At 71.3% G+C, this 25,228-nt stretch carries 27 protein-coding genes; 11 read left to right on the forward strand and 16 right to left on the reverse strand.

The features are described 5' to 3' along the window. Window positions 1-208: 208 nt before the first annotated feature. From CSC65_RS09855 to CSC65_RS09890, 8 genes are all read right to left on the reverse strand, one after another. Window positions 209-2,023, reverse strand: a complete 1,815-nt coding sequence (locus CSC65_RS09855) for a DUF885 domain-containing protein (protein ID WP_162410394.1) — start codon at window positions 2,021-2,023, stop codon at window positions 209-211. A 114-nt stretch (window positions 2,024-2,137) separates the two neighbouring features. Next, window positions 2,138-2,479 carry a lipid-A-disaccharide synthase N-terminal domain-containing protein gene (locus tag CSC65_RS09860; protein WP_162410395.1) on the reverse strand — a complete coding sequence of 114 codons (342 nt, stop codon included), beginning with the start codon at window positions 2,477-2,479 and terminating at the stop codon, window positions 2,138-2,140. Between the two features lies 1 nt (window position 2,480). Then, complete coding sequence (locus tag CSC65_RS09865; RefSeq protein WP_162410396.1) at window positions 2,481-3,203, reverse strand: glycosyltransferase family 2 protein; 723 nt, start codon at window positions 3,201-3,203, stop codon at window positions 2,481-2,483. A gap of 30 nt (window positions 3,204-3,233) precedes the next feature. Continuing rightward, a complete protein-coding gene (locus CSC65_RS09870) occupies window positions 3,234-4,199 on the reverse strand; it encodes an NAD-dependent epimerase/dehydratase family protein (RefSeq protein ID WP_162410397.1) in 966 nt (321 codons plus the stop codon). A 133-nt stretch (window positions 4,200-4,332) separates the two neighbouring features. Further along, the gene (locus CSC65_RS09875) at window positions 4,333-5,250 is read right to left on the reverse strand and encodes a ParB/RepB/Spo0J family partition protein (protein ID WP_162410398.1); all 918 of its coding nucleotides are present in this window, start codon (window positions 5,248-5,250) and stop codon (window positions 4,333-4,335) included. Then, window positions 5,247-6,044 (reverse strand): ParA family protein, encoded by a 798-nt coding sequence (locus tag CSC65_RS09880; protein ID WP_162410399.1) that lies wholly within the window; start codon window positions 6,042-6,044, stop codon window positions 5,247-5,249. Before CSC65_RS09880 ends, CSC65_RS09875 begins: the two co-directional genes overlap by 4 nt. Window positions 6,045-6,102: 58 nt before the next feature. Next, the gene (gene rsmG / locus CSC65_RS09885) at window positions 6,103-6,741 is read right to left on the reverse strand and encodes a 16S rRNA (guanine(527)-N(7))-methyltransferase RsmG (protein WP_162410400.1); all 639 of its coding nucleotides are present in this window, start codon (window positions 6,739-6,741) and stop codon (window positions 6,103-6,105) included. Between the two features lie 69 nt (window positions 6,742-6,810). Further along, window positions 6,811-7,407, reverse strand: a complete 597-nt coding sequence (locus CSC65_RS09890; protein WP_162410401.1) for a 4'-phosphopantetheinyl transferase family protein — start codon at window positions 7,405-7,407, stop codon at window positions 6,811-6,813. Window positions 7,408-7,533: 126 nt separating this feature from the next. Here CSC65_RS09890 and CSC65_RS09895 point away from each other — a divergent pair, with 126 nt between their 5' ends. Next, window positions 7,534-7,785 carry a GlsB/YeaQ/YmgE family stress response membrane protein gene (locus tag CSC65_RS09895; RefSeq protein WP_162410402.1) on the forward strand — a complete coding sequence of 84 codons (252 nt, stop codon included), beginning with the start codon at window positions 7,534-7,536 and terminating at the stop codon, window positions 7,783-7,785. Between the two features lie 92 nt (window positions 7,786-7,877). Here CSC65_RS09895 and xth read toward each other — a convergent pair whose 3' ends face one another. Together xth and CSC65_RS09905 are read right to left on the reverse strand one after the other, a co-directional pair. Continuing rightward, the gene (gene xth / locus CSC65_RS09900; protein ID WP_162410403.1) at window positions 7,878-8,648 is read right to left on the reverse strand and encodes an exodeoxyribonuclease III; all 771 of its coding nucleotides are present in this window, start codon (window positions 8,646-8,648) and stop codon (window positions 7,878-7,880) included. Between the two features lie 76 nt (window positions 8,649-8,724). Further along, on the reverse strand, window positions 8,725-10,272 hold the full coding sequence (locus CSC65_RS09905; protein WP_162410404.1) for a coniferyl aldehyde dehydrogenase: 1,548 nt from the start codon (window positions 10,270-10,272) through the stop codon (window positions 8,725-8,727). Window positions 10,273-10,320: 48 nt separating this feature from the next. On the opposite strand from CSC65_RS09905, the gene CSC65_RS09910 reads away from it, so the two are divergent. Continuing rightward, a complete protein-coding gene (locus tag CSC65_RS09910; RefSeq protein WP_162410405.1) occupies window positions 10,321-10,875 on the forward strand; it encodes a gamma carbonic anhydrase family protein in 555 nt (184 codons plus the stop codon). 7 nt (window positions 10,876-10,882) lie between these two features. Here CSC65_RS09910 and CSC65_RS09915 read toward each other — a convergent pair whose 3' ends face one another. Further along, window positions 10,883-11,164, reverse strand: coding sequence for a YkgJ family cysteine cluster protein (locus tag CSC65_RS09915; RefSeq protein ID WP_162410406.1), 282 nt, complete (start codon window positions 11,162-11,164; stop codon window positions 10,883-10,885). A 186-nt stretch (window positions 11,165-11,350) separates the two neighbouring features. Between CSC65_RS09915 and CSC65_RS09920 the strand changes: the two genes are divergently transcribed. From CSC65_RS09920 to CSC65_RS09950, 7 genes are read left to right on the forward strand one after another with little or no spacing between them, the layout of a single operon-like run. Next, entirely contained in the window at window positions 11,351-12,031 is a 681-nt protein-coding gene (locus tag CSC65_RS09920) for an RDD family protein (protein ID WP_162410428.1), read from the forward strand. A gap of 25 nt (window positions 12,032-12,056) precedes the next feature. Then, window positions 12,057-13,070, forward strand: coding sequence for a stage II sporulation protein M (locus CSC65_RS09925; protein WP_162410407.1), 1,014 nt, complete (start codon window positions 12,057-12,059; stop codon window positions 13,068-13,070). After that, window positions 13,060-14,574 carry a DUF4129 domain-containing protein gene (locus tag CSC65_RS09930; RefSeq protein ID WP_162410408.1) on the forward strand — a complete coding sequence of 505 codons (1,515 nt, stop codon included), beginning with the start codon at window positions 13,060-13,062 and terminating at the stop codon, window positions 14,572-14,574. Before CSC65_RS09925 ends, CSC65_RS09930 begins: the two co-directional genes overlap by 11 nt. Then, entirely contained in the window at window positions 14,571-15,737 is a 1,167-nt protein-coding gene (locus CSC65_RS09935) for a DUF4350 domain-containing protein (protein ID WP_162410409.1), read from the forward strand. Before CSC65_RS09930 ends, CSC65_RS09935 begins: the two co-directional genes overlap by 4 nt. Next, window positions 15,734-16,717: an AAA family ATPase gene (locus CSC65_RS09940; protein WP_162410410.1), complete on the forward strand. Its 984-nt coding sequence runs from the start codon at window positions 15,734-15,736 to the stop codon at window positions 16,715-16,717. Before CSC65_RS09935 ends, CSC65_RS09940 begins: the two co-directional genes overlap by 4 nt. Window positions 16,718-16,757: 40 nt before the next feature. Continuing rightward, a complete protein-coding gene (locus CSC65_RS09945; protein ID WP_162410411.1) occupies window positions 16,758-18,056 on the forward strand; it encodes a DUF58 domain-containing protein in 1,299 nt (432 codons plus the stop codon). A 36-nt stretch (window positions 18,057-18,092) separates the two neighbouring features. Then, window positions 18,093-18,329 (forward strand): hypothetical protein, encoded by a 237-nt coding sequence (locus CSC65_RS09950; RefSeq protein ID WP_241954296.1) that lies wholly within the window; start codon window positions 18,093-18,095, stop codon window positions 18,327-18,329. A gap of 23 nt (window positions 18,330-18,352) precedes the next feature. Here the strand turns inward: CSC65_RS09950 and CSC65_RS09955 are convergent, their stop codons facing one another. The 4 genes from CSC65_RS09955 to aroE all read right to left on the reverse strand — a co-directional run bounded on the left by CSC65_RS09955 (window position 18,353) and on the right by aroE (window position 22,660). Then, the gene (locus tag CSC65_RS09955) at window positions 18,353-19,138 is read right to left on the reverse strand and encodes a ThuA domain-containing protein (RefSeq protein ID WP_162410413.1); all 786 of its coding nucleotides are present in this window, start codon (window positions 19,136-19,138) and stop codon (window positions 18,353-18,355) included. A gap of 840 nt (window positions 19,139-19,978) precedes the next feature. Further along, window positions 19,979-21,145 carry a P1 family peptidase gene (locus CSC65_RS09960; RefSeq protein WP_162410414.1) on the reverse strand — a complete coding sequence of 389 codons (1,167 nt, stop codon included), beginning with the start codon at window positions 21,143-21,145 and terminating at the stop codon, window positions 19,979-19,981. 80 nt (window positions 21,146-21,225) lie between these two features. Next, window positions 21,226-21,666, reverse strand: a complete 441-nt coding sequence (locus tag CSC65_RS09965; protein WP_162410415.1) for an anti-virulence regulator CigR family protein — start codon at window positions 21,664-21,666, stop codon at window positions 21,226-21,228. 145 nt (window positions 21,667-21,811) lie between these two features. Beyond that, window positions 21,812-22,660 carry a shikimate dehydrogenase gene (gene aroE / locus CSC65_RS09970; RefSeq protein ID WP_162410416.1) on the reverse strand — a complete coding sequence of 283 codons (849 nt, stop codon included), beginning with the start codon at window positions 22,658-22,660 and terminating at the stop codon, window positions 21,812-21,814. Between the two features lie 48 nt (window positions 22,661-22,708). Between aroE and CSC65_RS09975 the strand changes: the two genes are divergently transcribed. Continuing rightward, a complete protein-coding gene (locus CSC65_RS09975) occupies window positions 22,709-23,602 on the forward strand; it encodes a TolB family protein (RefSeq protein ID WP_162410417.1) in 894 nt (297 codons plus the stop codon). Window positions 23,603-23,608: 6 nt separating this feature from the next. Here the strand turns inward: CSC65_RS09975 and hemB are convergent, their stop codons facing one another. Continuing rightward, window positions 23,609-24,598, reverse strand: a complete 990-nt coding sequence (hemB, locus tag CSC65_RS09980) for a porphobilinogen synthase (protein ID WP_162410418.1) — start codon at window positions 24,596-24,598, stop codon at window positions 23,609-23,611. A gap of 156 nt (window positions 24,599-24,754) precedes the next feature. Here hemB and CSC65_RS09985 point away from each other — a divergent pair. Further along, the coding region (locus tag CSC65_RS09985; RefSeq protein ID WP_238390343.1) for a hypothetical protein at window positions 24,755-25,228 on the forward strand (474 nt) is incomplete at its 3' end.

Genomic DNA, 25,228 nt, shown 5'->3' on the forward strand with positions numbered 1-25,228 from the left:
ATAGCCCGGGAGACGGCGGCCCCGCGGCCTTTCCATGTGGACGGGCCGTACGCGATGCGGGAAGGGATTCGACCGCGAAGGCAGCCCCGGATCGCGCTCCCGGGCTACCGATCCGGACATGCCGGACGCAGCGAGCCGCGCATTATGCCGGGGCAAGTAGCTGATTGCAACCGGGTTTGACCCTTCAGGGCGGGCGTCCGCCCCCCGCTCAGGGCGCCCGGGAAGCCCCGCCTGCCGGGCCGGCGACCCTGGCCGCGTCGATGAACGCCCCGATCCTGGCCTCCAGCACCGGCAGCGGCACCGAGCCCTCGGCCAGGACCGCGTCATGGAAGGCGCGGATGTCGAACCGGTCGCCCAGCTCGGCCTCGGCCCGGCCGCGCAGGCGCACGATGGCGATCTCGCCCAGCTTGTAGCTCAACGCCTGGCCCGGCCAGGAGATGTAGCGGTCGACCTCGGTGGTGATCTCGTGCTCGGACAGGGCGGTGCGCTCGCGCAGGTAGGCCAGCGCCCGGTCGCGGCTCCAGCCGTAGTGGTGCAGGCCGGTATCGATGACCAGCCGGCTGGCCCGCCACATCTCGTAGGTCAGCCGGCCGAAGTCCTCGTACGGCGTCTCGTAGACGCCCATCTCCTTGCCCAGCTTCTCGGTGTACAGCGCCCAGCCCTCGCCATAGGCGGAGATGTAGCTGTCGCGGCGGAACGCCGGCAACGCCTTCTGCTCCTGGCTCAGTGCCGCCTGCAGCGCGTGGCCGGGCGAGGACTCGTGCAGGGTCAGCGCCGGCAGGTTGTACAGCGGCCGCGAGGGCAGGTCGTACGTGTTGACCCAGTAGGTGCCCAGCCCGCCACGGCCGGCGGTCCAGAACGGGGCGATGTCGTCGGGCACCGGCACGATGGTGAAGCGGCCGCGCGGCAGGGTGCCAATGTAGCGGCCGATCTGGCCGTCCACGCGCTTGGAGATCCAGGCGGCGCGATCGAGCAGCTCCTGCGGCTGGGTCACGTAGAACTGCGGGTCGGTGCGCAGGAAATGCAGGAAGTCCTGGAACCGGGTCTGCTCGCTTCCGCCCTTGAAGCCGACCCGGTCGATGATCGCGTCCATCTCGCCCTGGATCCGCGCCACCTCGGCCATGCCGATCCGATGGATCTCCTGCGGGGTCAGGTCCAGCGTGGTGTAGCGGCGGATCTGCTGGCGGTAGTAGGCCTTGCCGTCGGGCATCGCGTTGGCGGCCAGGGTGGTCCGCGCCTGCGGTACGTATTCGTCGCGGAAGAACCCCTGCAGCCGGGCGAACGCGGGAATCACCGCATCGCCGATCGCCGCCTGCGCCGCTTCGCGCAACGCCTGCTGCTCGGTGGCCGGAATCTGCGCCGGCATGTCCTTGAACGGGGCGTAGAGCGCCGACGCAGTCGGATCCTCAAGGCCAGCGACGGCGGCGATCGAGCCTTCGCGTCCTTCCAGTACTGCGCGCGGCACGCTGAAGCCCCGCGCCAGGCCCGCGCGCATGTTGTCGGTCTGCTGGTCGAAGTAGCGCGGCACGTCGTTCAATCGCGCGATGTACGCGCGATAGGCGGCGGCGGTGTGCATCGGCCGCCGCGCCATGAAGTTGAGGTTGGCCCAGAACGAGCTGTCGGAGTTGAACGGCATCTCGTAGCCGCGCAGCCGGGTCTCGTCGGCCAGGTCCTGGACCTGGGCGCGATAGATCGCCAGGTTGACCTGGTTGGCGGCGGACAGCTGCGCCGGATCCAGCGCGTCGAGCTGGCGCAGCACGTCGTTCCAGGCCGCGAGCCGGCCGTGCTGCGCGGCCGGCGATACGTCGGGCAGGTCCGGATTGAGGTTGCCTTCCGTGGCGGCGCTGTCCTCGTCGCCCAGCCCGTTCTGTGCCTGCCGCCAGGTCCATTCCTTCTCGTAGATCGCCTGGAAACGCTTGTCCGCGTCACTGGCGACGGCCACCGGAGCGGTATCGGCGAATGCCGCGCCGGCGATGGGCAGGGACAGGGCGAGCAGCAGGGCGACGGAAAGTGGACGACTCATGCGGGGCCGGGATGCTCGGGGGAAACGCCGATCATCCCATCCCGGCGCGCCCGGTCCATGTCCCGGAAGTCGGGTCGGCCCGTGACGACGGTCGCGGCGCCGCGCCGAACGTCGTCAGTGCGTGGCCCGGTCGCGTCGCCAGCCGCGGTGGCGGATGTCCAGCACCAGGTTGTAGAGCGCGACGAAGGTCGGGAACAGGTTCTGCAGCACGCCCACCGAATCCTGCTTGGCCGAGAACAGGAAGTAGCTCAGCGTCATCAGGCTGCCGAGCACGCTCATGTACCAGAACAGGCGCGGGATCACCGGCCTGCCGGCGCGGCGCGTGGCCACGAACTGGACCAGCCAGCGGCCACCGAACATCAGCGCGCCGGTATAGCCGATGAGTTTCCAGCCGGTGACATGCAGGCCGGTCCAGGCCAGCCATTCCAGCTGCCGGTTGAGCTCGAAGAATTCCATCTCAGCGCTCCTCGACCGCCGTCCGGCGGCTGCGGGTGATCAGCCAGGCCACCCCGCGCAGGTCGCGGATGCCGACCAGCGCGCGGTCCAGGTTGTTGTACTTGGACACGCCCGCGGTGCGTGGCCGGTGCGCGACCGGCACGCTGACCGTCTTCCAGCCCGCGCGCTGGACCAGCGCCGGCAGGTAGCGGTGCATGTGGTCGAAGTAGGGCAGGTCGAGGAACACGGCGCGCTCGAACAGCTTGATCCCGCAGCCGGTATCGGGGGTGTCGTCGCGCAGCATCCGGGCGCGGATCGCGTTGGCCCAGCGGCTGGCCCAGCGCTTGGAACCGGAGTCGCGCCGGTCCACGCGCCAGCCGGCGAACAGCTTCACCTCCGGTGCGGCCGCATCGCGCGCGGCCAGCAGCTTCGGGATGTCGGCCGGGTCGTTCTGGCCGTCGCCGTCGAGGGTGGCGATCCACGCCCCGCGCGCCGCCTTGACCCCGTTGCGCACCGCGGTGCTCTGCCCGCTCTGGGTCACGTGGCGCAGCACGCGCAGTTCCGGCACCTGCGCCTTGAGCGATTGCAGGACCGCCAGCGAGTCGTCGCGCGACTGGTCGTCGACGTAGACGATCTCGAACGGCGTGCGGCCACGCAGCGCGGCGACGATCTCGCCGACCAGCGGGGGAATGTTGTCGCGTTCGTTGAAGACCGGGACGACGACGGAAAGCTCGGGTGGGATCATGGCGTCGTTCGCAAGGTGGGAATCAGGGGGTCAGGCCGCGTCCCCGAAATAGTCGCGGCACCAGTGCACCACCGGCGGCAGTCCGGTTTCGATCGGGGTGTGCGGCTCGAAGCCGAACGCCGCCTTCGCCCGCGCGGTATCGGCCATGGTCTCGACCATGTCGCCCGGCTGCATCGGCCGGTACTGCCTGCGCGCCGGCTGGCCGGCGGCCTGCTCGATGACCGCGATGAAATGCTCGAGTTCGACCGGGGTGTGGTTGCCCAGGTTGAAGACCCGGTGCGGCACCGTCCCGGCCGGCGGATGGTCGAGCGCGCCGAGGATGCCGGACACGATGTCGGAAACATGTGTGAAATCGCGGCGCATGCGGCCCTGGTTGAACACCTCGATCTCGCGCCCGGCCAGCACCGCGCGCGCGAACAGCAGCGGCGCCATGTCCGGGCGGCCCCACGGGCCGTACACGGTGAAGAAGCGCAGGCCGGTCGCGGGCAGCTCGTACAGCTGGGCGTAGGTGTAGGCCATCAGTTCGTTGGCGGCCTTGGTCGCGGCGTACAGCGAGCGCGGCTTGTCGATGCGCTGGTCTTCGGAGAACGGTGGCGTCGCCGAGTCGCCATACACCGAGCTGCTCGAGGCGTAGACCAGGTGGCCGATGCCGCGATGCCGGCACAACTCGAGCATATTGACGAAGCCATCAAGGTTGCTGGCGACATAGGCGTGCGGATTCTGCAGGGAGTAGCGCACGCCGGCCTGCGCGGCGAGGTGGACGACGCGATCAGGCTTCACCTCGTCGAACAGCGCGGCCAGTCCGTCGCGATCCACCAGGTCCAGCGCGCGGATGTCGATGCCCGGGCACAGCGCGGCTACGCGGTCGCGCTTGATCGCCGGGTCGTAATAGGCGTTGTAGTTGTCCAGGCCGACGACGCGTTCGCCGCGAGCGGCCAGCGCCTGGCAGGTGTAGGCACCGATGAAGCCGGCGGCGCCGGTGACGAGGACGGTCATGGGGGAGCCCGTGTCAGCTGGCGGCATTGTCGCAAGCGCCGGGTGAACAGGGAATCGCCGCCCGGCACGCCGTCGTCGACCGGCCTGGGCCATCTCGCGTTGGCCGGCATGCGTCGCCGGCCGCGGCCCGATACTAGGACGGACGGACCCGCAGCCGCTCCAGCACGCCTTCCAGCGAGTCCAGGTCGGCGTAATGGATCACCAGCTTGCCCTTGCCGCCCTTGCCGTGGGCGATGGCGACCTTGGCGCCGAGCGACTCGGACAGTTCGGTTTCCAGCGAGGCGATGTCGGGCTGCTGCGCGCGCGCGGTGGCGGCCTTGCGCGCGGCATTGCCGCTGGCCGGCACCTTGCCGGCGGCGAACTGCTGGGCGCGGTGTTCGACCTCGCGCACAGACCAGCCGTGTTCGGCGGCCTCGTAGGCCAGCTTGCTGGCCAGCTCCGGCGACAGGGTCAGCAGAGCGCGGGCGTGGCCCATCTCCAGCCGGCGCGACTCGAGCAGCGCGCGTATCGCGGGTGGCAGGTCGAGCAGGCGCAGCAGGTTGGACACCGCCGCGCGCGAACGGCCGACCGCGGCGGCGGCCTCGGCGTGGGTCAGCGAGAATTCGTCGATCAGCCGCTGCAGCGCCTGCGCTTCTTCCAGCGGGTTGAGGTCTTCGCGCTGGATGTTCTCGATCAGCGCCATGGCGATGACGGTGCGGTCGTCCAGCTCGCGCAGGACCACCGGCACTTCGCTCAGGCCGGCCAGTTGCGAGGCGCGCCAGCGGCGCTCGCCGGCGACGATCTCGTACTGCCCGGGTGCCAGTTCGCGCACGACGATCGGCTGGATCACGCCCTGCGCCTGGATCGAGGCCGACAGCTCCTCGAGCTTGGCCGGGTCCATGTCGCGCCGCGGCTGGTACTTGCCCGGCTGCAGCTGGCCCACCGGCAGGGTGCGCATCACGTCGCCCGGCTGCGGCTGGTCGGCCTGCTCGGGCGGGGTGGCCGCCGCGCCCTTGGGGCCGAGCAGGGCTTCCAGGCCGCGGCCCAGGCCGCGCTTCTTCGCCGTGCTCATGCGGCCTCCACCGGGCGCAGGCCGCGTTCGCGTTCGTGCTGGCGCCGGATCACTTCGCCGGCCAGGCCCAGGTAGGCGACGCCGCCGCGCGAGGCGGCATCGTAGCCGACGATGCTCTGGCCATGGCTGGGCGCCTCGGCCAGGCGCACGTTGCGCGGCACGATGGTCCGGAACACGCGGTCGCCGAAGTGTTCGGTCAGTTCGGCCGACACCGCATTGGCCAGGTTGTTGCGCACGTCGAACATGGTCCGCAGCACCCCTTCGATCTCCAGTCCCGGGTTCAGGCGCTGGCGCAGCGCCTCGATGGTTTCCACCAGCGCGCTCAGGCCTTCCAGCGCGTAGTACTCGCACTGCATCGGCACGATCACCGAGTCGGCCGCGGTCAGCGCGTTGAGGGTCAGCAGCGACAATGCCGGCGGGCAGTCGATGATGATGAAGTCGTACTCGCCGCGCAGCGGTTCCAGCGCGATCTTCAGCTTCTGCTCGCGGCCGTCGACGTCCATCAGCTGGATCTCGGCGGCGGTCAGGTCGATGTTGCCCGGCAGCAGGTCGAAACCTTCGGCGGTGGTGTGGAGGATGGAGCGCGCATCGCGCTCGCCCAGCAGCACGTCGCAGGTCGATGCCTCCAGCTCGCGCTTGTCCACGCCGCTGCCCATGGTCGCGTTGCCCTGCGCATCCAGGTCCACCAGCAGCACGCGCTTGGGAGTACGCGCCAGCGCGGCGGCCAGGTTGACCGCCGTGGTGGTCTTGCCCACGCCTCCCTTCTGGTTGGCGACGGCGATGATGCGAGCCATGCGGGAACTGCCTTGGTTGCGGGACGCCGAGGGTCCGGAACGGGCCATTATGCGTATTTCAAGTCGCCCGGCCCACCTCGACCAGGTGCCGCTCCGCGTCCAGTCCCGGCACGGCGAGCGGGTGTACTGCCAGCGAGGTCCAGCCAGCCGGCAGCGCGGCGATTTCCTCGACCGGGTTCACGCCTTTCATCGCCAGCAGGCGGCCGTGCGGGGCGAGCAGGTGGCCCCCGACCTCGAGGATCCCGGCCAGGGTATCGAGCGCGCGGGCGGTGATCTGGGCATAGGCACCCGGTTCGGCGACCGCCTCGGCGCGTGATTCGGCCACCCGCGCGTTGCCCAGCTTGAGCTGGCGCACGGCCTCGCGCAGGAAGCGCGCCTTCTTGCCGTTGCTCTCGACCAGGGTCACCTGCAGGTCCGGGCGCACGATCGCCAGCGGGATGCCGGGCAGCCCCGGCCCGGTACCCAGGTCGGCCAGCGCGCCGGGCTGCACGAACGGGTGCATGGCCAGCGAATCGAGCAGGTGGCGCACCACCATCTCGTCGGGATCGCGGATCGCGGTGAGGTTGTAGGTCCGGTTCCAGCGCAGCAGCAGGGCCAGGTAGTCGAGCAGGGGCCTGGCCAGGGCGCGGTCCAGGTCGAGCGTGGCCAGGCCGTCGTCCAGGCGCTGGCGCAGGGCGGGGGAGAAGGGAGTGTCCATGGGCAAAGTATCGCCGATGGTGCGTCCTCGCCCGCGATCCGTTTCCAGGAACGCCGGGGCGACCGCAGCCTATGTGCCGCGCGGGTACCAGGCCACTGCGGCGTGGTAGCCGGGTTCGGGGGTCCATTCGCGCAGCTGCCATTCCGCGGCGATGCCCAGTGCCGGATCGCAGGCGAGCAGGCGCACCGGCGCGCCGTCTTCGTCGATGCCGAACTCCAGGCGGTCCAGGCCGAAGGCCAGGCCACGTCCATGCGCCTTGAGCAGCGCCTCCTTGGCGCACCACAGGCGCAGGAACGTCGCTTCGCGCTGCGCCGGTGCGGTCGCGCGCAGGCGCGCGGCTTCAGCCGGGGCGAAGTAGCGTTCCGCCAGCTCCAATGCACGCGGTCGTGGCCGCAACCGCTCCAGGTCCACGCCCAGGGTGATATCGCGGCCCATCGCCAGCAGCAGGCGTTCGCCGCTGTGGCTCCAGCCGGCATCGCGATCCTCGTAGGGCGCCAGCAGGCGCGGCCGCCCCCACGCATCGCGGGCCAGGATCGTCGCGGCATCGGTTTCGCCGAGCCAACCGGCGAGCAGTCCACGGACCTGGGGTTCGCCGCGCAGCCCCGGCACATGCGGCAACGCCTGCACCTGGACCGGGCCGAACTGCCAGCGCACGGGCGTGCTCATGGTGCCCGTCGGGTGGGTCGCGCGACGGCCGCGAGGTATACGGCCGCTTCACGCCATGGCGGGTCTGATGGCCCGGCCCACCCCGGGTATGGGGGTGACAATCGTGGACCTGAGGAGACACAGAGCATGGGCATCATCATCTGGTTGATCGTGGGCGGCATCGTCGGCTGGCTGGCCAGCCTGATCATGAGGCGCGACGGACAGCAGGGCATCCTGTTGAACATCATCGTCGGCATCGTCGGCGCGCTGCTGGCCGGCTGGATCTTCGGCGGCGGCATCAATGAAGCCATCACCATCCGTACCTTCCTGTTCTCGATCATCGGTGCAGTGATCCTGCTTGCGATCGTGAATCTGTTCACCCGCGGCCGGGTGCGCTGACGCGCCCCGGAAGCGCCGTGCGACGAGGAGACGGGGCCCGGCCATCGCCGGGCCTTCGTCTTTCCGGCAGTCGCTGCGGAGCAGCACGCGACTCAGGGCGCCAGTTCGATCCATGCCGGCGCATGGTCGCTCGGCCGTTCCCAGGTGCGCGGTTCGCGATCGATGCCGGCCGCGACCGTGCGCGCGCGCAACGCCTCCGAGACCAAGGTCAGGTCGATGCGCAGGCCGAGGTTGCGACGGAACGCGGCCTGCCGGTAGTCCCACCAGCTGAATTGCCCGCCTTCCTCGTGCAGCAGGCGATAGCCGTCGTGCAGGCCGAGCGCGAGCAGGTCGCGCAGCGCGGCGCGCTCGGGGGCCGAGGTCAGGATGTGGGTGTCGTTCCACACGGCCGGGTCGTGCACGTCGCGCTCGTCGGGGGCGATGTTGAAGTCGCCCAGCACCACCAGGTGCGGATGCGCGCGCGCTTCCTCGCGCAGCCATTCGTGCACCGCGGCCAGCCATTGCAGCTTGAGCTCGTACTTGTCGGTGCCGACATCCTGGCCGTTGACCACGTACAGGTTGATGATGCGCGTGCCACCGATCGTGGCGCTGATCGCGCGCCGGTGCTCGTGCTCGAAGCCGGGCACGCCGACCAGCACGTCGCGCGGCTCCTCGCGCGCAAGGATCGCCACGCCGTTGTAGGTCTTCTGGCCGGAGAACACGCTGCGGTAGCCGAGCCCGGCCAGGGCCGTGTCCGGGAACTTGTGGTCCTCGAGCTTGGTTTCCTGCAGGCCGACCACGTCCGGGCCGAACGCGCGCAGCCACTGTTCCAGGTGCGGCAGGCGCACGTTGAGCGAGTTGACGTTCCAGCTGGCGATCTTCATCGGGCGGTCTTCATGGGAAGCGGTGCGCCGGGTGACGGCCGCATAGCATAGCCCCGCGCCGGCGCAGCGCCCCCGGTCAACGCAGCAGCAGGTCGATCATCCGGCGGATGCGCGGATACGGCGGATGCAGCAGGTCGGTCGCGCTGCGCCGTGCCTGCCACAGCACCGGCAATGGTTTGGACAGCGCGTCGAATCCGGCGCGGCCGTGGTAGGCGCCCATGCCGCTGGCACCTACGCCGCCGAACGGCAGGTTCTCGGCCGCGAAATGCAGCAGCGTGTCGTTGACGGTGACGCCGCCGGCCAGGGTGGAGCGCAGGATCGTCTCGACCTGGCCGCGCTCGTGGCTGAAGGGGTACAGCGCCAGCGGCCGCGAACGCGCGTTGACGAAGGCGATCGCCTGCTCCAGCGAATCCACGCAGACCAGCGGCAGGATCGGGCCGAAGATCTCCTCGCGCATCAGCGCCAGGTCATCCGGTGGATCCAGCACGAGGACCGGCGCGAACAGGCGCTGCGCCCGCCCATGCGTGGGCGCCAGCGGCAGCACCTCGCAGCCGCGCGCGCGCGCTTCGTCGAGCCAGCCCTGCAGCCGGTCGAACTGCGCGTCGTTGACGATACGGCTGTAATCCGGCGCGCCGTCGCCCAGGTCGCCGTAACGGGCCGCCACTTCCGTGCGCAGCGCCTGCACCAGCGCATCGCGGCGTGCGCGGCCGACCAGCAGTACATAGTCGGGGGCCACGCAGGTCTGGCCGGCGTTGAACCACTTGCCAGTGGCCAGCCGCGCCGCGGCACGCTCGATCGGATAGTCGGCGCAGACGATCGCCGGCGACTTGCCGCCCAGTTCCAGGGTCAGCGGGGTGAGGTTGGCCGCGGCGGCCGCCATGACCTTGCGTCCGACCGCGGTCGATCCGGTGAACACCAGATGGTCGAAGGGCAGCGCGGCGAACGCGCCGGCCAGTTCGGCCCCGCCGTCGGCCACCGCCACGCGCGAGGCGGGGAACACCTCGGCCAGCAGTTCCTGCAGGAAGCGCGTGGTCCGCGGCGTATGTTCGGAAGGCTTGAGGAAGACGTGGTTGCCGGCGGCGATCGCGGTGGCCAGCGGGATCAGCGCCAGGTTCACCGGGTAGTTCCAGGGCGCGATCACCCCGACCACGCCCAGCGGCACGTGGCGCAGCTGCGCGCGCGCCGGCCACAGGCGCCAGCCGGCACCGACGTTGCGCGGCTTCATCCAGCCGCGCAGGTGGCGCAGCAGGTGGTCGATGCCGGCCAGCACGGTCATGCCGTCGGCAAGCAGGCTTTCATCGTGCGAGCGGTGGCCGAAATCGGCGGCGATGGTGCGGGCCATTTCCGGCAGTCGGCGCTTCAGGGCCGCACGCAGCCGCAGCAGGTCGGCGCGCCGCTGCGCATACCCGGGCGGCTGCGCCTGCCAGGCTTCGCGCAGGCGGTGCAGGGTCGGTGCCAGGGCGGCGACGGTGGTCACGGCTTCGTGCGCCGTGCCATTGCCGGGGTCCTCCCCGGCGGAGTCCGCCTTGGCTGTGGCCGCGGCGATCGCGGCATTGGCGGCGGTGATCGTCGCGTTCGCGGCGATGGTGGCCGCGGTGGCGGCAGTGATGGCAGGCGTCGTCATCGCCGCAGTCTACGGCCAGGTATGGAGGGGAATTCAATACAATGGGCCATGACCGGATTTCCCCCCTTGCTGCGCCCCTACCTCGACCAGGCTCCCCGCCTGGGCGAGCGCGTCTATGTCGATCCGGCCGCCACCGTCATCGGCGATGTCGAACTGGCCGACGATGCCTCGGTCTGGCCGGGCTGCGTGCTGCGCGGCGACGTCAACTACATCCGCGTCGGCGCACGCACCAACGTGCAGGACGGCACCATCGTCCACGTCAGCCACCACAGCCCGTTCAACAAGGCCGGGTATCCGACCCTGATCGGCGCGGACGTGACCATCGGCCACGGCACGATCATCCACGCCTGCACGATCGAGGACCTGTGCCTGATCGGCATGGGTGCGTGCATCCTCGATGGCGCCACGGTGCGCAAGTACGGGTTCCTCGGCGCTGGCGCCGTGCTCGGGCCGGGCAAGGTCGTCGGCGAGGCGGAGCTGTGGCTGGGCAATCCGGCGCGTTTTGCCCGCAAGCTGACCGATCGCGAGATCGAGAGCCTGCACTACTCGGCGGCGCACTACGTGCGGTTGAAGGACCAGTACCTGGGCATGGCCGGCGCCTGACGGGCGCTCAAGGCGCGGTCGCCGCTTCGAGCGCGGCCAGGATCGTCATCGCCTCGGTGCGGCTGGCCCCGCACATCTCCGGGCCCGGCTTGAGCGAGGCGCAGAACGGCGGCCGCTCGGGTTTTCCGAACAGGCGGCAGCGCAGCGTGTCGTCCAGCTGCACGCAGGGCACGCCGGCGGGTTTGCCATGGGGCATGCCCGGTATCGGCGAGGTGATCGACGGAGCCGTGCAGCAGGCAGCGCAGCCGGCGCGGCAGGCGAACGGGCGGTGGTCGGAACGTGCATCCATGCGCGCAGTCTAGGCCCAGCCTCCTGGCTGCGGTTGCGCTGCTGCAGGCGCCGCACGCGCTGGGCAAGCGCGGGCACGGCCGCTAAAGTCGGTGCGGGGAAGGACCACGAGGACCGCATGCCGCCACGGGAGGTTGCCTGGCAGGAACGCCAGTCGCGCGCCGCCGCGGATGCACCGACGGCGGGGATGCTCGATACCTATCGCGAAGTGCTGACGCCGGAGGGCGTGGCCCTGCACCTGCCGGCCGCCGGTCCGGTGCCGCGCGCGCTGGCCTGGCTGCTGGACCTGGTCGTGCGCCTGGGCGTGCTGCTGGCGCTGGCGATGGTGCTCGGCATGCTCGGTGGCCTGGGCGAGGGCCTGTACAGCGTCGGCCTGTTCCTGGTGTTCTGGGCCTACCCGATCGTGCTGGAGGCGGCCTGGAACGGGCAGACGCCCGGCAAGCGCGCGCTCGGCTTGCGCGTGGTGGCCGGCGACGGCGCGCCGGTGGGCTGGTTGCCCGCGGTGGTGCGCAACCTCATGCGGGCGGTGGACATGCTGCCGTTCGGCTACGCGACCGGGCTGGCCAGCTGCCTGTACGACCGCCACAGCCGCCGCCTCGGTGACCTGGTCGCCGACACCGTCGTGGTGCACGTGCTGCCGCGGCAGCTCGATCCGCAGCTGCCGCCGGCGACGCCATTGGCCCCGGCGCAGGCGCTGCTGCCGGACGAGCAGGCCGCGATCGTCGCCTTCGGCGAACGCGCGCCGCGGCTGTCGGCCGGGCGCCAGGCCGAACTCGCCGCGCTGGCGTATCCGCTGACCGGCAGCGCCGGGGGCGAGGGCGTGCGCAGGCTGTACGGCATGGCCAACTGGCTGCTGGGGCGGCGCTGATGTCGGGTCGAAGCGGGGTGCGCCGATGAAGCAGGAGCAGTTCGTCGCCCGCCACCAGGCCGAATGGGATGCCTTCGAATTGTGGCTGAAAGCCTGCGGCGGCGTGCGCGTGACGGCGCGCTCGAGAGCCGCGCCGATCGGGCTGGACGACGGCGACGTGCCGGCCCGCTATCGCCGGCTGTGCCAGCAGCTGGCCCTGGCGCGGCGCCGCGGCTACAGCACGCCGCTGCTGCAGCGCTTGCAGGCGCTGATGCAGCAGGGCCATGCCGTGCTCTACCGGGCGCCACCGCCGCGCTGGCACCGGGCCGCCGAATTCCTGGTCGCCGGCTTCCCGCAGCTGGTGCGCAGCCAGGCCGGCTGCATGACTGCCGCGCTGGTGCTGTTCGCGTTGCCCTTGGTCACCCTGTTCGTGCTGCTGCAGTTCCGCCCGGAGCTGGTCCACCAGGTGCTCGACCCGGGCCAGATCGCGCAGATGGAGGCGATGTACGACCCGGCCGATCCGCGCCAGGCGCTCGGACGCGACAGCGGCAGCGACTGGCAGATGTTCGGCCACTACGTGATGAACAACATCAGCATCGGCCTGCGCACCTTTGCCGGCGGATTGCTCGCCGGCGTCGGCACGATCCTGGTGCTGGTCTTCAACGGCGTGAGCATCGGCGCGGTGGCCGGGCACCTGCACGCGATCGGATACGGCGAGACGTTCTGGCGCTTCGTCGCCGGCCATGCGCCGCTGGAGCTGACCGCGATCGTCATCGCCGGCGGCGCCGGATTGCGCCTGGGCCTGGACCTGATCGCGCCGGGCCGGTACCGGCGGCGCGATGCGCTGGTCCGCGCGGGCCGCATCGGCGCACGACTATGCCTGGGCGTGGTGGTGATGCTGCTGCTGGCGGCGTTCGTCGAGGCGTTCTGGTCGTCCACCCATTCGATCCCTGCCTGGGCCAAGTACGCGTTCTCGGCCGCGATGTGGACGCTGGTGCTGGGCTGGTTGTGGCGTGGCGGCCGCGGTGCCGCGAGCGCGGAGGGCGACGATGCGTCCTGAAGACCTGGACGTGGCCCTGCGCCCGCGCTCGTCGTGGGAAGCGATGGAGCTGGGTACCGCCCTGCTGCGTCGCCATGCCGGCGCGGTGTGGCGCCCGTGGTTGCTGGCGACGCTGCCGGTGCTGGTCGTGCTCAATGCCGCCGCGTGGATGCTCGACCGGGTGTGGCTGGCGGCGCTGCTGATGTGGTGGCTCAAGCCGCTGTTCGACCGGATCCCGCTGTACGTGCTTTCGCGCGGCGTGTTCGGCCACACGCCGGGCACCGTCGAAACCCTGCGCGCGCAGTGGAGCTTCGGCCGCGGTGCGATGCCGGCCCACCTGCTCTGGCGCCGCTTGTCGCCGGCGCGCTCCCTGCTGATGCCGGTGGACCTGCTCGAAGGCTCCGCCGCGGCGCAACGCCGCGCGCGGCGTCGCGTGGTCGGCGGCCCGGCCTACGGGCAGGCGGCGCTGCTGACCTGGACCTGCTGGCACTTCGAGCTGGCGCTGGCGCTGGGCGTGGTCGCGGCGGTGTTCCTGGCGGTCCCGCCGGAGCTGCTGCCCGATTCGCTCAATTCGTTCTGGATGCTGCTGCGCGCCGGACCGCCACCGTGGCTGGAACTGGCGTTCAACGGGGTCGCCTGGCTGGCGGTGTCGGTGGTCGGACCGTTCTACGTGGCCGCCGGCTTCGGCCTCTACCTCAACCGGCGTACCGAAACCGAAGCCTGGGACGTGGAGCTGGCGTTCCGGCGCCTGCGCGAACGCCTGCTCGCCCAGGCCGCCGCGCCACTGGCCCTGCTGCTGGCATGCATGCTGCTGTCGCCCGCGGAGGTGCTAGCGCAGCAGCAGGGCGAAGACGACGCAAGGCCGGCAACACTGGAGCAGGTGTTCGGCCAGGACCATGCCGATGACGCGCGCTTTCGCGATGCGGTCGCGCGCACCTATCGCGATCCGCTGCTGGGCGGCGAACGCACCGTGGTGGAGTGGCGCCTCAAGTCGCCGCCCAGGGAAAGGACCGGCGACGCGCCGGACCTGTCCGTCCTGGCCGCGCTGCTGTCGCGCATCGGCGAATGGATGCTGTGGATCGCGGTCGCCGTGCTGGTATTGCTGGTCCTGGTGACCGCGCCGCGCTGGCTGCCGTGGCTGGGGGGCTCTGCACGGCGCAAGCGCGCCGAAGCACCGGCAGCGGCGGCCACGCTGCTGGCCATGCCCGAGGCATCGCCCGAGGACATCGCCGCGGCGGCGCGCCGCCTCTGGCAGTCCGGCCATCCGCGTGATGCCTTGGCCCTGGTCTACCGCGGCAGCGTCGAGGCGATGGCCCGCGACGCGCAGGTCGAACTTCCGCCCGGTGCGACCGAAGCCCAGTGCCTGCGCGCGTCACGCAAGCTGCCGCTGCCTGCCGCGCGCGAACTGTTCGCGCAGGTGGTGCGGGTGTGGCAGTACGCCGCCTATGCCGGACGCCTGCCCGCCGAGAGCGAGTTCGACAGCCTGCTGGACGCGGCGCGGACGCAATGGGCGTGGCGCGGATGAAGCCCAGGGCACGCACGGGCCTGATCGCTGCGTTGGTCGCGCTTGCGGCATGCGCGCTGGTCGCCGCGCTGGTGGCGTGGTTCCTGCACACCCACGAACGGATCGAGCACAAGCAGCCGCTTCCGCCGCAGGGCGAAGCGGCGTGGAACCCGCTGTACGCACTGCGCGAGAGCCTGCGCGCGGACAAGGTGCCCGCACAGACACGGCAACGGCTGGAGCCGGCGCTGTTCGTATCCGCACCGGGCGACACCGTGCTGCTCGACGGCGACCCGGCGCGGCTGCGCGCCGCCGAAGTGGACGCGCTGCTGGGCTGGGTCGCAAGCGGTGGCCACCTGCTGCTGCGCACGCCGCTGCCGGCGGGCCCCGGCGTTGACGATGACGATGACGCCGCCGACAGCGCACCCGAAGTCCCGCCACTGCTGCGCCGGCTGGGCGTGGAAGCCCTGTTGCCGCCGGCGTGCGTGCAGCTGCAGGTGCGCGGCGAGGAGTCCCACGTGGAGTTCTGCGACGGCTGGCGCGTGCAGCTGGGCAGTGGCGTCTCGCCGCGCCGCGCATGGGGCGATGCGGAACCCGGCTATGCCTTCGTCCGCCTCACCCACGGCCGCGGCACCGTGGATGTGGCCACCGACTACGACATCTTCGGCAACGACCAGCTCGACGAGCCGACTCACCAGGCCCTGGCCCGGCAGCTGCTGGCGCCCAACTACGGCCGCGGCAGCGTGCACCTGGTCTACGCCACGCGCATCGAATCGTTGTGGTGGCGCCTGCTGCGCGATGGCTGGATGTTCTGGTCGCCGCTGGCCCTGCTGCTGGCCGGCTGGCTGTGGCGTCGCGCGCAGCGCTTCGGTCCGTGGCTGCCGTCGCCGGTGGCCTCGCGCCGCTCGCTGCGCGAGCACGTGCGCGCCAGCGGCGCGCTGCTGTTGCGGCGTGGCCAGGCGCCCTTGCTCTACGACGCCACGCGCGAGGCCTTCCTCGCCCGCCTGCGCCGGCGCGACCCCGCCAGTGCGGCCCTGGCCGGCGAGGCACGCGTGCAGGCGATCGCCGCGCGCCTGCAGCTGCCGCATTACCTGGTCCGCGAAGCCCTCACCCGCCAAGGGGTGCAGGACCGCCATGTCTTTTTCGCGCGCGTGCGCACCCTGATCCAGATGAGGAACCGGCTATGAACGACACCGCTGCAGATGCGATTACCGGCCAAGCCCTCTGCGAGCGCGTGGAGGCGATCCGCGCCGAAGTGGGCAAGGCCTTCATCGGCCAGGAGGAGGCACTGGACCAGGTGCTGGTCGCCTTGCTGGCCGGTGGCCACGTGCTGATCGAAGGGGTGCCCGGGCTAGGCAAGACCCTGCTGGTGCGCGCGCTGGGCCAGGCACTGGAGCTGGACTGGGCACGCGTGCAGTTCACCCCGGACCTGATGCCCAGCGACATCAGCGGCCATGCGGTCTACGACCCGAAGACCGAAAGCTTCAAGATCCGTCGCGGCCCGGTGTTCACCCACCTGCTGCTGGCTGACGAGATCAACCGCGCCCCGGCCAAGACCCAGTCGGCGTTGCTGGAAGTGATGCAGGAAGGCCAGGTGACGATCGAAGGCCGTTCGTTCGCGCTGGCGCCGCCGTTCATGGCCCTGGCCACGCAGAACCCGGTCGAGCAGGAGGGCACCTATCCGTTGCCGGAAGCGCAGCTGGACCGCTTCCTGCTCAAGGTGCTGATCGGTTATCCGAAGCTGGAGGACGAGAAGCGCCTCGTTGAAGCCACCACCGGTGGGCGCAGCGGCGGCGACTTCGACCTGTCGCAGGTGCGGCGCGTGCTCGATGCCGGCGAAGTGCTGGCGATGCAGCAGGGCACCGCGCAGGTCGCGGTGGATCCGGCGGTGCTCGACTACGCGGTGCGGATCGTGGCGGCCACCCGCAAGTCGCCGGGTATCGCGCTGGGCGCAGGTCCGCGTGGCAGCATCGCCCTGGTCCGCGCGGCGCGCGCGCAGGCCGTGCTCGGCGGCCGCGACTTCGCCACGCCCGACGACGTGCGCGCGATCGCCTTGCCCGCCCTGCGCCATCGCATCACCCTGGCCCCGGAGCTGCAGATCGACGGGCAGTCGGTGGACGACGTGCTGCAGGCGTTGCTGGCCCGGGTCGAGGCGCCGCGGCAGTGAACCAGGCGCGCCCGCCGTTCCCGCAACCACGGATGCGTCGATGAGGCCGGCGCCGGCATTGCTGGTGCTGCTGGCGGCATGGGCCGCGGTCGGCGCCGCGGTGCTCGCCGGCCAGGTGCCGGCTGTCGCCTGGTGGGGAACGGGCGCCGCACTGGTCGCGTTCGCGCTGCTTGATGGGCTGCTGCTGCGCGCGCGGCCGACGCCGGAGGTGCAGCGCTTGCTGCCCGAGGCCTTGCCGGTCGGCCATCGGCGCGAGGTCGAGTTGAGCATCATCGCCACGCACCGGCAAAGGCTGGACGTGTTCGACCTGCATCCGTCGGGATGGCCGGTGGATGGAATGCCGCAGCGCGTGCGCGTGGCGCCGGGTCGGCAAACGTCATTGCGCTACCGGCTCACCGCCGCCGCGCGTGGCCTGCACCTGTTCCCCGGCACGCAGGTGCGGCTGCACTCGCCCTTGCGCTTGTGGACGCAGTCGCGCCTGGCCGGCGACCCGCGGCAGGTGCGCGTGTATCCGGACTTCGCGCCGCTGGCGCGGCTGGCCCTGCTCAGCGCCGAACAGGCCTCGCGCGTGGTCGGTGCGCACGTGCGCCGCCGCCGCGGCGAAGGCACCGACTTCCAGCAGATGCGCGAGTACCGCGTTGGCGACAGCCTGCGCCGGATCGACTGGAAGGCGACCGCGCGCGCGCGCAAGCTGGTCTCGCGCGAATACCAGGAAGAACGCAACCAGCAGGTCCTGCTGGTGGTCGACACCGGCCGGCGGATGCTGGCCAGCGAAGGCGGCTTGACCCACTTCGACCATGCGCTCAACGCCGCGCTGGTGGTGGCCTGGCTGGGCCTGCGCCAGGGAGATGCGGTGGGACTGATGGCCGCCGGCGGCGAAGCCCGCTGGGTGCCGCCGCACCGCGGCATGGGCGGACTGGATGCCCTGCTGCGCGCCAGCTACGACCTGCAGCCCGCGCCGGTGGCCACCGACTACCTGGCGCTGGCCGGCGAACTGGCGCGGCGCCAGCCGCGGCGCGCGCTGGTGATGCTGGTGACCAACGTCCGCGACGAGGACAGCGGGGAACTGCTGGCGGCCGTGCGCCTGCTGCAGCGCCGCCACCTGGTCTGCGTGGCGAGCCTGCGCGAACAGGTGCTGGATGCGACGCTGGACGCGGACGTGGCGGACCTGGATGGCGCGGTGACCGCCGGCGCGGTCGCCCATTACCTGCAGCAGCGCGCCGCCGCACACGAGGCGCTGCGCCAGCACGGCGTCATGACCCTGGACGTGGCCCCGGCCGACCTGTCGGCGGCCCTGGTCGAGCGCTACCTGGCGGTCAAGCGCGACGGACTGCTGTAGCCTGTGGTCCACATCCACGAAATGGCGGGAATGGCGATGGCCCAGGGATCGACCGGCAACGTGATTGCCGCACTGTGCAGCTTCTTCGTGCCCGGGCTTGGCCAGCTGATCCAGGGCCGCCTGCTCTCGGCGATCCTGTGGTTCGCGGTGGCCTGCATCGCGTTCGTGGTGACCTGGCTGATCACGCTTTCGCTGCTGCCGTTCGGCTGGTTCGTGGTCAGCGTCTTCTCGTGCATCAACGCCGCCGTCTACAAGGGCGCGCGCAGCGCCTGAGCGTGTAACACCGGCCGGTGTCCTCAGCGGCTGTCGCGCGCGGCCGCTTCGATGCCCTTGCCGGTCGCGGCCCACCACAGGCCGCCGTACAGGTGTTCCAGGTACAGGCGATCCTCGTACAGCGCGGGCGTATGCCCCAATGCGGTGGCGAACACGCGCCCGCCGTCGTAGGCGTGGTGCCAGGCCACCGGATGATCGGCGCCCATGCCGCGCGCGGTCTGCCCCGGCCAGATGCGGGTCGGGTCGTAGCTGCGTTCGTCCACCGACAGCACGGTGCGCAGGCCCGGCAGCAGCGGTTCGCCGAACTCGTACCACTCGTCGGTCCAGATCCAGCGCGCCGGCAGGCCGAACGCGGCCGGAAACGCCGGATCGTCCACGCGCACGGTCGCCGTCTGCACCATCGGATGGATGCGGAACGTGCGCCCGACCAGTTTCTCGAACCACGGCCACTCGCCGGGCGGGTTGAAGATCAGCGCGCGGTGCACGGCGACCACGCCACCGCCGGCGCGCACGTAGGACTCCAGCGCCGTGCGCTGCGCACCCTTGAGCTCGTCGCCGGGCGTGTTGAGCAGGACGATCGCGGCGTACTTCGACAGGTCGCCGTCGAACGGCGAGGTGTTCCAGCTCCAGTCCATGTCGAAAGCGTGGCGCTGCGCCATCTGCTCGAACTGCGGCTTGGCCACCACCGCGTAGTCGTGGTGGTAGCGGTTGGGAATGGCGACCACCAGCACCTTGAACTGGCCTTCGGCGAAGGCGGGTGCGGCGAAGGTCGCGGCGAGCAGCAGGCAGGCGAGCAGGAAGCGTTTCATGCGCAGATCGTAGCCGCACGCCCGTCGTGGCGGAGGCCGCCGGCTATTCCGATTGTTCCCGGGCCGATGCCGGCGCGCGATGCGCACGCCATCGGCAACGGGGTTTGCCGCGACCGATGGCGAAGTCGCGCGCCGTCAGTGCCGCGGTTCGGTACCGCCCGGTGGGCGCTGCTGCGGGGCGCGATGAGCGGCGTCGGCTGCCCATCGCATCCACTCGCCACCCGCGCAGCGCGGATGCCAGGCTTCGGCTTCCGGAGGCGCGGCTGCACGGCGCGCGCACCAGGAAGACCCGCGTTGGCCGGGAAACCACTAGGCCCGGGCACGGAGCGTGCCAATCGCAAGGCTTTCTGCCTCGCGCGCAAGGCAAATAGCCTTGCGCGCAAGCCTCGAAGCCTTGCGTGCAAGGCCCGGCACCTTGCGCGCAAGCCTGCGGGCTCCGGCTGTGGCCCGTTTTGCCTTGCGCGCAAGCCGCAAAGCCTTGCGTGCAAGGCATCCAGGCTTGCGCGCAAGCCCGAAAGCCTTGCGATCGGGGCGGGAAACGCCGCGCCTGGGCATGGAGCGTGCCAATCGCAAGGCTCGGAGCCTTGCGCGCAAGCCCGAAAGCCTTGCGCGCAACGTCCGCAGCCTTGCGCGCAAGGCAAAACGGGCCGCGCCCGGGGCTTCCAGCCTTGCGCGCAGGGCTGCGAGCCTTGCGATCCCGGGCGGCGACCCGGGCGCCCAGGGCGCAGGCGCTGCGATCCGGGCGCCATGCTCCGGCCGTCGGGATGGAGGCTGGGCGATCCGCGCCGGCGTTCCGCATGCAGACCCGCCAGCCAGGGATGCGCCCCTGGCGACATCCTGCTACGGCGTGGCTGTGCGCGCGCCGGCGGCGTCCAGCGCCTGCAGCAGCGGCGCCAGCGGCAGCTCCGGGGCCGTGCCCTGGTGGCCGCGCACGGTGTGGGCGCGCAGCAGCGAGTTGAGGATCGCCTCCTCGGTCGCTTCGGCAGTGGCCTGGAACAGCGGGGTCATGGCGTCGTTGGCGACGCTGGCGGCCGGCTGCACGGCCACATCGCGCCGACGCCGGTTCTGCTTCGCGGTCGAGAAGGCGATGACGTAGTCGCCCGAACCATTGGACATGTCCGAGCCGGTGCGGGCCAGGCCGGTCAACGCGCGGCTGGCCAGGCGGCGCAGCGCGGCCGGGTCCAGCGGCGCGTCGGTGGCGATGACGATCATGATGCTGCCGTCGCCGGTCGAGGGCGCCGGCTGCAGCGCGCGCGCCACCTGCGCCGGATCCGGAAGCGACTTCCACACCGGGACGCCGGCCACGGTCAGGTGGCCGCCGAAATTGCTCTGCACCAGCACGCCGACGGTATGCCCGCCCTGCGTGGCCTCGAGCCGGCGCGAACTGGTGCCGATGCCGCCTTTCCAGCCGAACGCGACGGTGCCGGCGCCCGCACCGACGGCGCCTTCCTCGACTCCGGCATACGACAGCCGGGCGAGCGCCTGCTCGACCTGCGCGGGCCCGACCGGTCGCGCACGGATGTCGCTGAGGTAGCCGTCGTTGGTCTCACCGACGACCGGGTTGATCGAGCGCACCTGGGCCATGCCCGGCTGCGCGAGCAGGTGCGTGGTCAATGCGTCGGCCACCTTCCACACGCCCAGCGTGCCGGTCAGCAGCACCGGTGATTCCAGTTCGCCCAGTTCCTGCACCTGGGTGACCCCGAGCAGCTTGCCGAAGCCGTTGCCGACCACGATCGCCGCCGGCACCCGTTCCAGGTAGGTGTTGCCGCGATGCGGGACGATCGCGGTCACGCCGGTGTTGAAGCGCGTGCCCTGGGCCAGCGTGGCATGGCCGACGCCGACGCCATCGACGTCGGTGATCGCGTTGTGCGCACCGGTCGGCAGCGTGCCGATGACGATGCCGGCATCGCGTGCGCGCGGTCGCGCGGCCGGCGTGTCCGCGGCGTAGGTGCTGGCGGTGGTGGCGGAGAGGCAGGTGAGCAGCAGCAGGATCGGCAGGGGTTTCATGCCGCCATGCTAGCCCGGCGCAGCGCGGATGCGTGCCGCCGCCGGCGGAAAGGTCCTCCCGGGGCGGCGGCCGGCGCCGGTCAGCGGAAGATGTCGCCCATGACCTCGACGATGAGGCCGTTGCCCAGCGACACGAGGATCAGGTCGTCGCCGGCGACGCGCCATTCGTGGCCGGAATAGACCGGGAGCTCGCGCAGCATCGGAGCGGGCACCATTTTCTTGGCGATGCCCGGCGGCAGCGGCTTGCCGCGCGCGAGGTTCTTGCGGATGCCCGGAGGCAGGGCGGAATAGCCCACGTATCCGTGGCGCTCGGCGATGCGCCGCGCGTCACCGGTGCTGATGGAGATCGACCCCAGGCCACCGATGCCTGCGTCGACATGGACGCCGCTGGGCTCGCTGTAACTGTGCGTGTGGCCGTCCTTGTCCTTCTTGTGCCCCTTGCCTTCCGGCGGCGCGGCGAGCGCCGGCAGGGCCAGCAGGCTGGCCAGGACGAGGGACGGAATCGTGATGGCGCGATGCATGGTGGTGCTCCGGTTGGCGGTTGGCGACGGACGGCCGTCGCTGCGTACGCGCTGATATACCGCGCATCACCGCGCAGTGCAGTGAACGGAGTCGAAGAATCCACGCCCCGCTGCGGGACGGTTCAGGCTGCGGCGATGGCGCGGCTCAGTCGGCGGTGACCAGCACCGGATCGCGTTCGCGCAGCGCGGCGTAGACCGCATCGGTCTGCGGCCGCACGCCGTGCCACTGCTCGAAGGCCTCGGCGGCCTGTTCGACCAGCATGCCCAGGCCATCGACCACGTTGTGGCATCCGGCCGAACGGGCCCAGGCCAGGAACGGGATCGCGACCTCGCCGTAGTTCAGGTCCACGGCCAGGGTGCGGCTGTTGACCAGCGACAGGGGTGCGCTGAACGTGGCATCCGCATCGCGGCCGGCGGAGGTGGCGTTGACGATCAGTTCGAAATCGCCGAGCTCGCGCAGGTCCTGCCAGTAGCGCGAGTGCGCGCGGGCCGGTTCGCCCAGGGCGTCGGCCAGCGCATCGGCGCGCTCGGGCGTGCGGTTGACCACGACCAGCTCCTCGATGCCCGCGTCCAGCAGCGCCGGGGCGACTCCGCGCGCCGCGCCGCCGGCGCCGATCAGCAACGCGCGTCGCGCGCGCAGGTCCAGCGCGTGGCGCCCGGTGAGGTCGCGGACCAGGCCGGCACCGTCGGTGTTGTCGCCCTGCCACTGGCCATCGTTGAGGGTCAGCGTGTTGACCGCGCCGGCCCGGCGCGCGCGGTCGCTGACCTGCGAGCAGAGCGCGAACGCGGCTTCCTTCAGCGGCAGGGTCACGTTGGCGCCGCGTCCGCCGCCGCCGGCGAAGCGTGCGAGCGCCGCCACGAACTCCTGCGGCGGCGCGTCGATGGCGGTGTATTCCAGCGCGATGCCGCACTGGCGGGCGAAAGCGGCGTGGATGCGGGGCGAGAGCGAGTGTGCGATCGGATGGCCGAAGACGGCGTATCGGGCGATGGACATGGCGTGGTATCAATCCGCGGGTTAGTGAACCTGCCTGGAGCGAACACCATGAAGCGTGCACTGGGCGTCGCCATCGTCGCCAGTCTACTCTGCGGCCCGGCCTGGGCGCAGCTGGCCGAGTACGGCATCGAGGGCATCTGGACCGTGTCCACCCGCGACGCCGAACTGCGCGGCAGCGTCGCGCCGGACGGCAAGCGGATCGTGTGGGGCAGCGATCGTGCCGGTGGCGCCGGCGGTGGCGACCTGTGGCAGGCCCGCAACGAGGGCGGCCGCTGGCTCGATCCGCAGCCGTTGGCGATCAACACGCCAGCGTTGGAAGCCGAGCCGACCTTCAGCGCCGACGGGCGTTGGCTGTACTTCGTGTCCGACCGCGCCGGTGGGGCCGGGGGGCGCGACCTGTACCGCGTGGCGGTGCGCGAAGACGGCTACGGCCAGCCGGAGTGGCTGGGCGCGGCGGTCAACACCGATGCCGACGAAGGTTCGCCCCTGCCGGGCGCCGACGGCCAGTGGCTGCTGTTCGCCAGCAACGGCGGCCAGGGCCAGGGGGGTTACGACCTCAAGCTCGCGCGCCGCTCGGGTGCGGAATGGGTCCTGCAGGGGCCCGTGCCCGGGGTGAACAGCGGCCACGACGAATTCGATGCGGCCTGGCTCGATGGCGGGCGGGCGCTGGCGTTCGCGCGCGGCGATGCGCAGGCCGGAACCGCCCGCGTATACGTGGCCACCTGCGATGGCCGGCAGTACGCCAACGCGACGCCATGGACGCTGTCGTTCAATACCGAGGGCGGCTACACCCGTGCGGTCGTCGCCGATCCCTCGCGCCCGGGCGAAGGCACGGTCACCGGCACGGCGCGTTCGCCCAAGGCCGGCAAGTCCGACCTGTACCGGATCGTGCTGCCGACCGTGCGCGGCCAGGACGGGTGCCTGGCCGGGCAGGGCGGCTGAGCGCGCTCAGCCCTCGCGCAGCCAGCGCGCCGCATCGAGCGCGTAGTAGGTCAGCACGCCGTCGGCGCCTGCCCGCTTGAACGCCAGCAGCGCTTCCATCGCGCAGGCCTTCTCGTCGATCCAGCCGTTGGCCGAGGCGGCCTTGAGCATCGCGTACTCGCCACTCACCTGGTAGGCGAAGGTCGGCACGCCGAACGCGTCCTTCACCCGGCGGATCACGTCCAGGTAGGGCAGGCCCGGCTTGACCATGACCATGTCCGCGCCCTCGGCGATGTCCAGCTCGACCTCGCGCAGCGCTTCGTCGGCGTTGGCCGGATCCATCTGGTAGGTGAACTTGTTGCCCTTGCCCAGGTTGCCGGCGCTGCCGACCGCGCTGCGGAACGGGCCATAGAAAGCCGAGGCGTACTTGGCCGCGTACGACATGATCCGGGTGTTGATGAAGCCGGCCGATTCCAGCGCTTCGCGGATCGCGCCGATGCGCCCGTCCATCATGTCGCTGGGCGAAAGGATGTCCGCGCCCGCGGCGGCATGGGCCAGCGACTGCTTCACCAGCGCTTCGATGGTGGCGTCGTTGAGGATGTAGCCGGTCTCGTCGATCAGTCCGTCCTGGCCGTGCGTGGTGTAAGGATCCAGCGCCTGGTCGGTCATCACGCCCAGCTCGGGGAAGCGCGACTTCAGCGCGCGGATCGCGCGCGGGATGATCCCGCCTTCGTCCCAGGCGATGCGGCCGTCGGCGGTCTTGGCCGCGGCATCGGGCACGCCGAACAGGTCCAGCACCGGTACGCCCAGTTCCAGCGCCTGCTCGCCGACGCGCAGCAGTTCGTCGATCGACAGCCGTTCCACGCCCGGCATCGACGGCACCGGCGCGCGGCCGGCCGCCTCGTGCACGAACACCGGGTAGATCAGGTCGTTCGTGGTCAGCACGTGCTCGCGCATGAGCCGGCGGGAAAAGTCGTCGCGGCGCATGCGCCGCAGGCGGACGTGGGGAAAGCTCATCGTCGACTCCAGGAAAAACAGGCGTCCATGATACGCCCCGGTCTCCGGCCGCCTGAGCCGTTCAGCGCCTTGCCGCGGCGCCCGGGCCGGGTTAGTGGCCGATTCACGCCCGGCGGAGGATGATGCGGCCATATCGCCAACACCCGGGGGACCGCCATGCGCCTGCAGATCGCCGCGTTGACTGCCGTACTGCTTCTGTCCGGTTGTGCCGGATCGTCCAAGGTGATGGTCGGCCAGGCGCGGCCCCCGATCGATCCTGCGCAGGTCCAGATCTACACCGTGGTCCCGGCCGGTGCGCAGGAGATCGCCCAGATCGAATCCAGCAGCGCTATCGGTTTTGGCACCCAGGGCCAGACCGATTCGGCGGTGGCGCGGCTCAAGGCCGAGGCCGCGGCATTGGGCGCCAACGGCGTGGTGCTGATGGGCGTGGGCTCGTCCGGCTCGTCGGGCGGCGGCGTGTCGGTCGGCGGCGGCAGCTGGGGCAGCAGTTCCTACGGCGGCGTCGGTGTCGGCATCCCGACCCAGCAGAAGAAGGCGGTCGGCATGGCGATCTGGGTGCCCGCCGGCGCGGTGCCGGTGATGCCGTCCACGATCCCGGTACCGGCCCCGGCCCCGAGCTCGGCCCCGACT

The organism is Pseudoxanthomonas daejeonensis (assembly GCF_010093205.1).
Classification (GTDB): domain Bacteria; phylum Pseudomonadota; class Gammaproteobacteria; order Xanthomonadales; family Xanthomonadaceae; genus Pseudoxanthomonas; species Pseudoxanthomonas daejeonensis.

Excerpts from the sequence above, each read along its gene's own strand:
- CSC65_RS09950 (WP_241954296.1), top strand. The coding sequence starts at position 18,093 with ATGGCCCAGGGATCGACCGGCAACGTGATTGCCGCACTGTGCAGCTTC.
- CSC65_RS09930 (WP_162410408.1), top strand. The coding sequence starts at position 13,060 with ATGCGTCCTGAAGACCTGGACGTGGCCCTGCGCCCGCGCTCGTCGTGG.
- CSC65_RS09870 (WP_162410397.1), bottom strand. The coding sequence starts at position 4,199 with ATGACCGTCCTCGTCACCGGCGCCGCCGGCTTCATCGGTGCCTACACC.
- CSC65_RS09875 (WP_162410398.1), bottom strand. The coding sequence starts at position 5,250 with ATGAGCACGGCGAAGAAGCGCGGCCTGGGCCGCGGCCTGGAAGCCCTG.
- CSC65_RS09940 (WP_162410410.1), top strand. The coding sequence starts at position 15,734 with ATGAACGACACCGCTGCAGATGCGATTACCGGCCAAGCCCTCTGCGAG.
- CSC65_RS09915 (WP_162410406.1), bottom strand. The coding sequence starts at position 11,164 with ATGGATGCACGTTCCGACCACCGCCCGTTCGCCTGCCGCGCCGGCTGC.
- CSC65_RS09955 (WP_162410413.1), bottom strand. The coding sequence starts at position 19,138 with ATGAAACGCTTCCTGCTCGCCTGCCTGCTGCTCGCCGCGACCTTCGCC.
- rsmG (WP_162410400.1), bottom strand. The coding sequence starts at position 6,741 with ATGGACACTCCCTTCTCCCCCGCCCTGCGCCAGCGCCTGGACGACGGC.
- aroE (WP_162410416.1), bottom strand. The coding sequence starts at position 22,660 with ATGTCCATCGCCCGATACGCCGTCTTCGGCCATCCGATCGCACACTCG.
- CSC65_RS09880 (WP_162410399.1), bottom strand. The coding sequence starts at position 6,044 with ATGGCTCGCATCATCGCCGTCGCCAACCAGAAGGGAGGCGTGGGCAAG.
- CSC65_RS09865 (WP_162410396.1), bottom strand. The coding sequence starts at position 3,203 with ATGATCCCACCCGAGCTTTCCGTCGTCGTCCCGGTCTTCAACGAACGC.
- CSC65_RS09945 (WP_162410411.1), top strand. The coding sequence starts at position 16,758 with ATGAGGCCGGCGCCGGCATTGCTGGTGCTGCTGGCGGCATGGGCCGCG.
- CSC65_RS09855 (WP_162410394.1), bottom strand. The coding sequence starts at position 2,023 with ATGAGTCGTCCACTTTCCGTCGCCCTGCTGCTCGCCCTGTCCCTGCCC.
- CSC65_RS09910 (WP_162410405.1), top strand. The coding sequence starts at position 10,321 with ATGACCGGATTTCCCCCCTTGCTGCGCCCCTACCTCGACCAGGCTCCC.
- CSC65_RS09895 (WP_162410402.1), top strand. The coding sequence starts at position 7,534 with ATGGGCATCATCATCTGGTTGATCGTGGGCGGCATCGTCGGCTGGCTG.
- CSC65_RS09905 (WP_162410404.1), bottom strand. The coding sequence starts at position 10,272 with ATGACGACGCCTGCCATCACTGCCGCCACCGCGGCCACCATCGCCGCG.
- CSC65_RS09965 (WP_162410415.1), bottom strand. The coding sequence starts at position 21,666 with ATGCATCGCGCCATCACGATTCCGTCCCTCGTCCTGGCCAGCCTGCTG.
- CSC65_RS09860 (WP_162410395.1), bottom strand. The coding sequence starts at position 2,479 with ATGGAATTCTTCGAGCTCAACCGGCAGCTGGAATGGCTGGCCTGGACC.
- CSC65_RS09935 (WP_162410409.1), top strand. The coding sequence starts at position 14,571 with ATGAAGCCCAGGGCACGCACGGGCCTGATCGCTGCGTTGGTCGCGCTT.
- CSC65_RS09925 (WP_162410407.1), top strand. The coding sequence starts at position 12,057 with ATGAAGCAGGAGCAGTTCGTCGCCCGCCACCAGGCCGAATGGGATGCC.
- CSC65_RS09960 (WP_162410414.1), bottom strand. The coding sequence starts at position 21,145 with ATGAAACCCCTGCCGATCCTGCTGCTGCTCACCTGCCTCTCCGCCACC.
- xth (WP_162410403.1), bottom strand. The coding sequence starts at position 8,648 with ATGAAGATCGCCAGCTGGAACGTCAACTCGCTCAACGTGCGCCTGCCG.
- CSC65_RS09890 (WP_162410401.1), bottom strand. The coding sequence starts at position 7,407 with ATGAGCACGCCCGTGCGCTGGCAGTTCGGCCCGGTCCAGGTGCAGGCG.
- hemB (WP_162410418.1), bottom strand. The coding sequence starts at position 24,598 with ATGAGCTTTCCCCACGTCCGCCTGCGGCGCATGCGCCGCGACGACTTT.
- CSC65_RS09920 (WP_162410428.1), top strand. The coding sequence starts at position 11,351 with ATGCTCGATACCTATCGCGAAGTGCTGACGCCGGAGGGCGTGGCCCTG.
- CSC65_RS09975 (WP_162410417.1), top strand. The coding sequence starts at position 22,709 with ATGAAGCGTGCACTGGGCGTCGCCATCGTCGCCAGTCTACTCTGCGGC.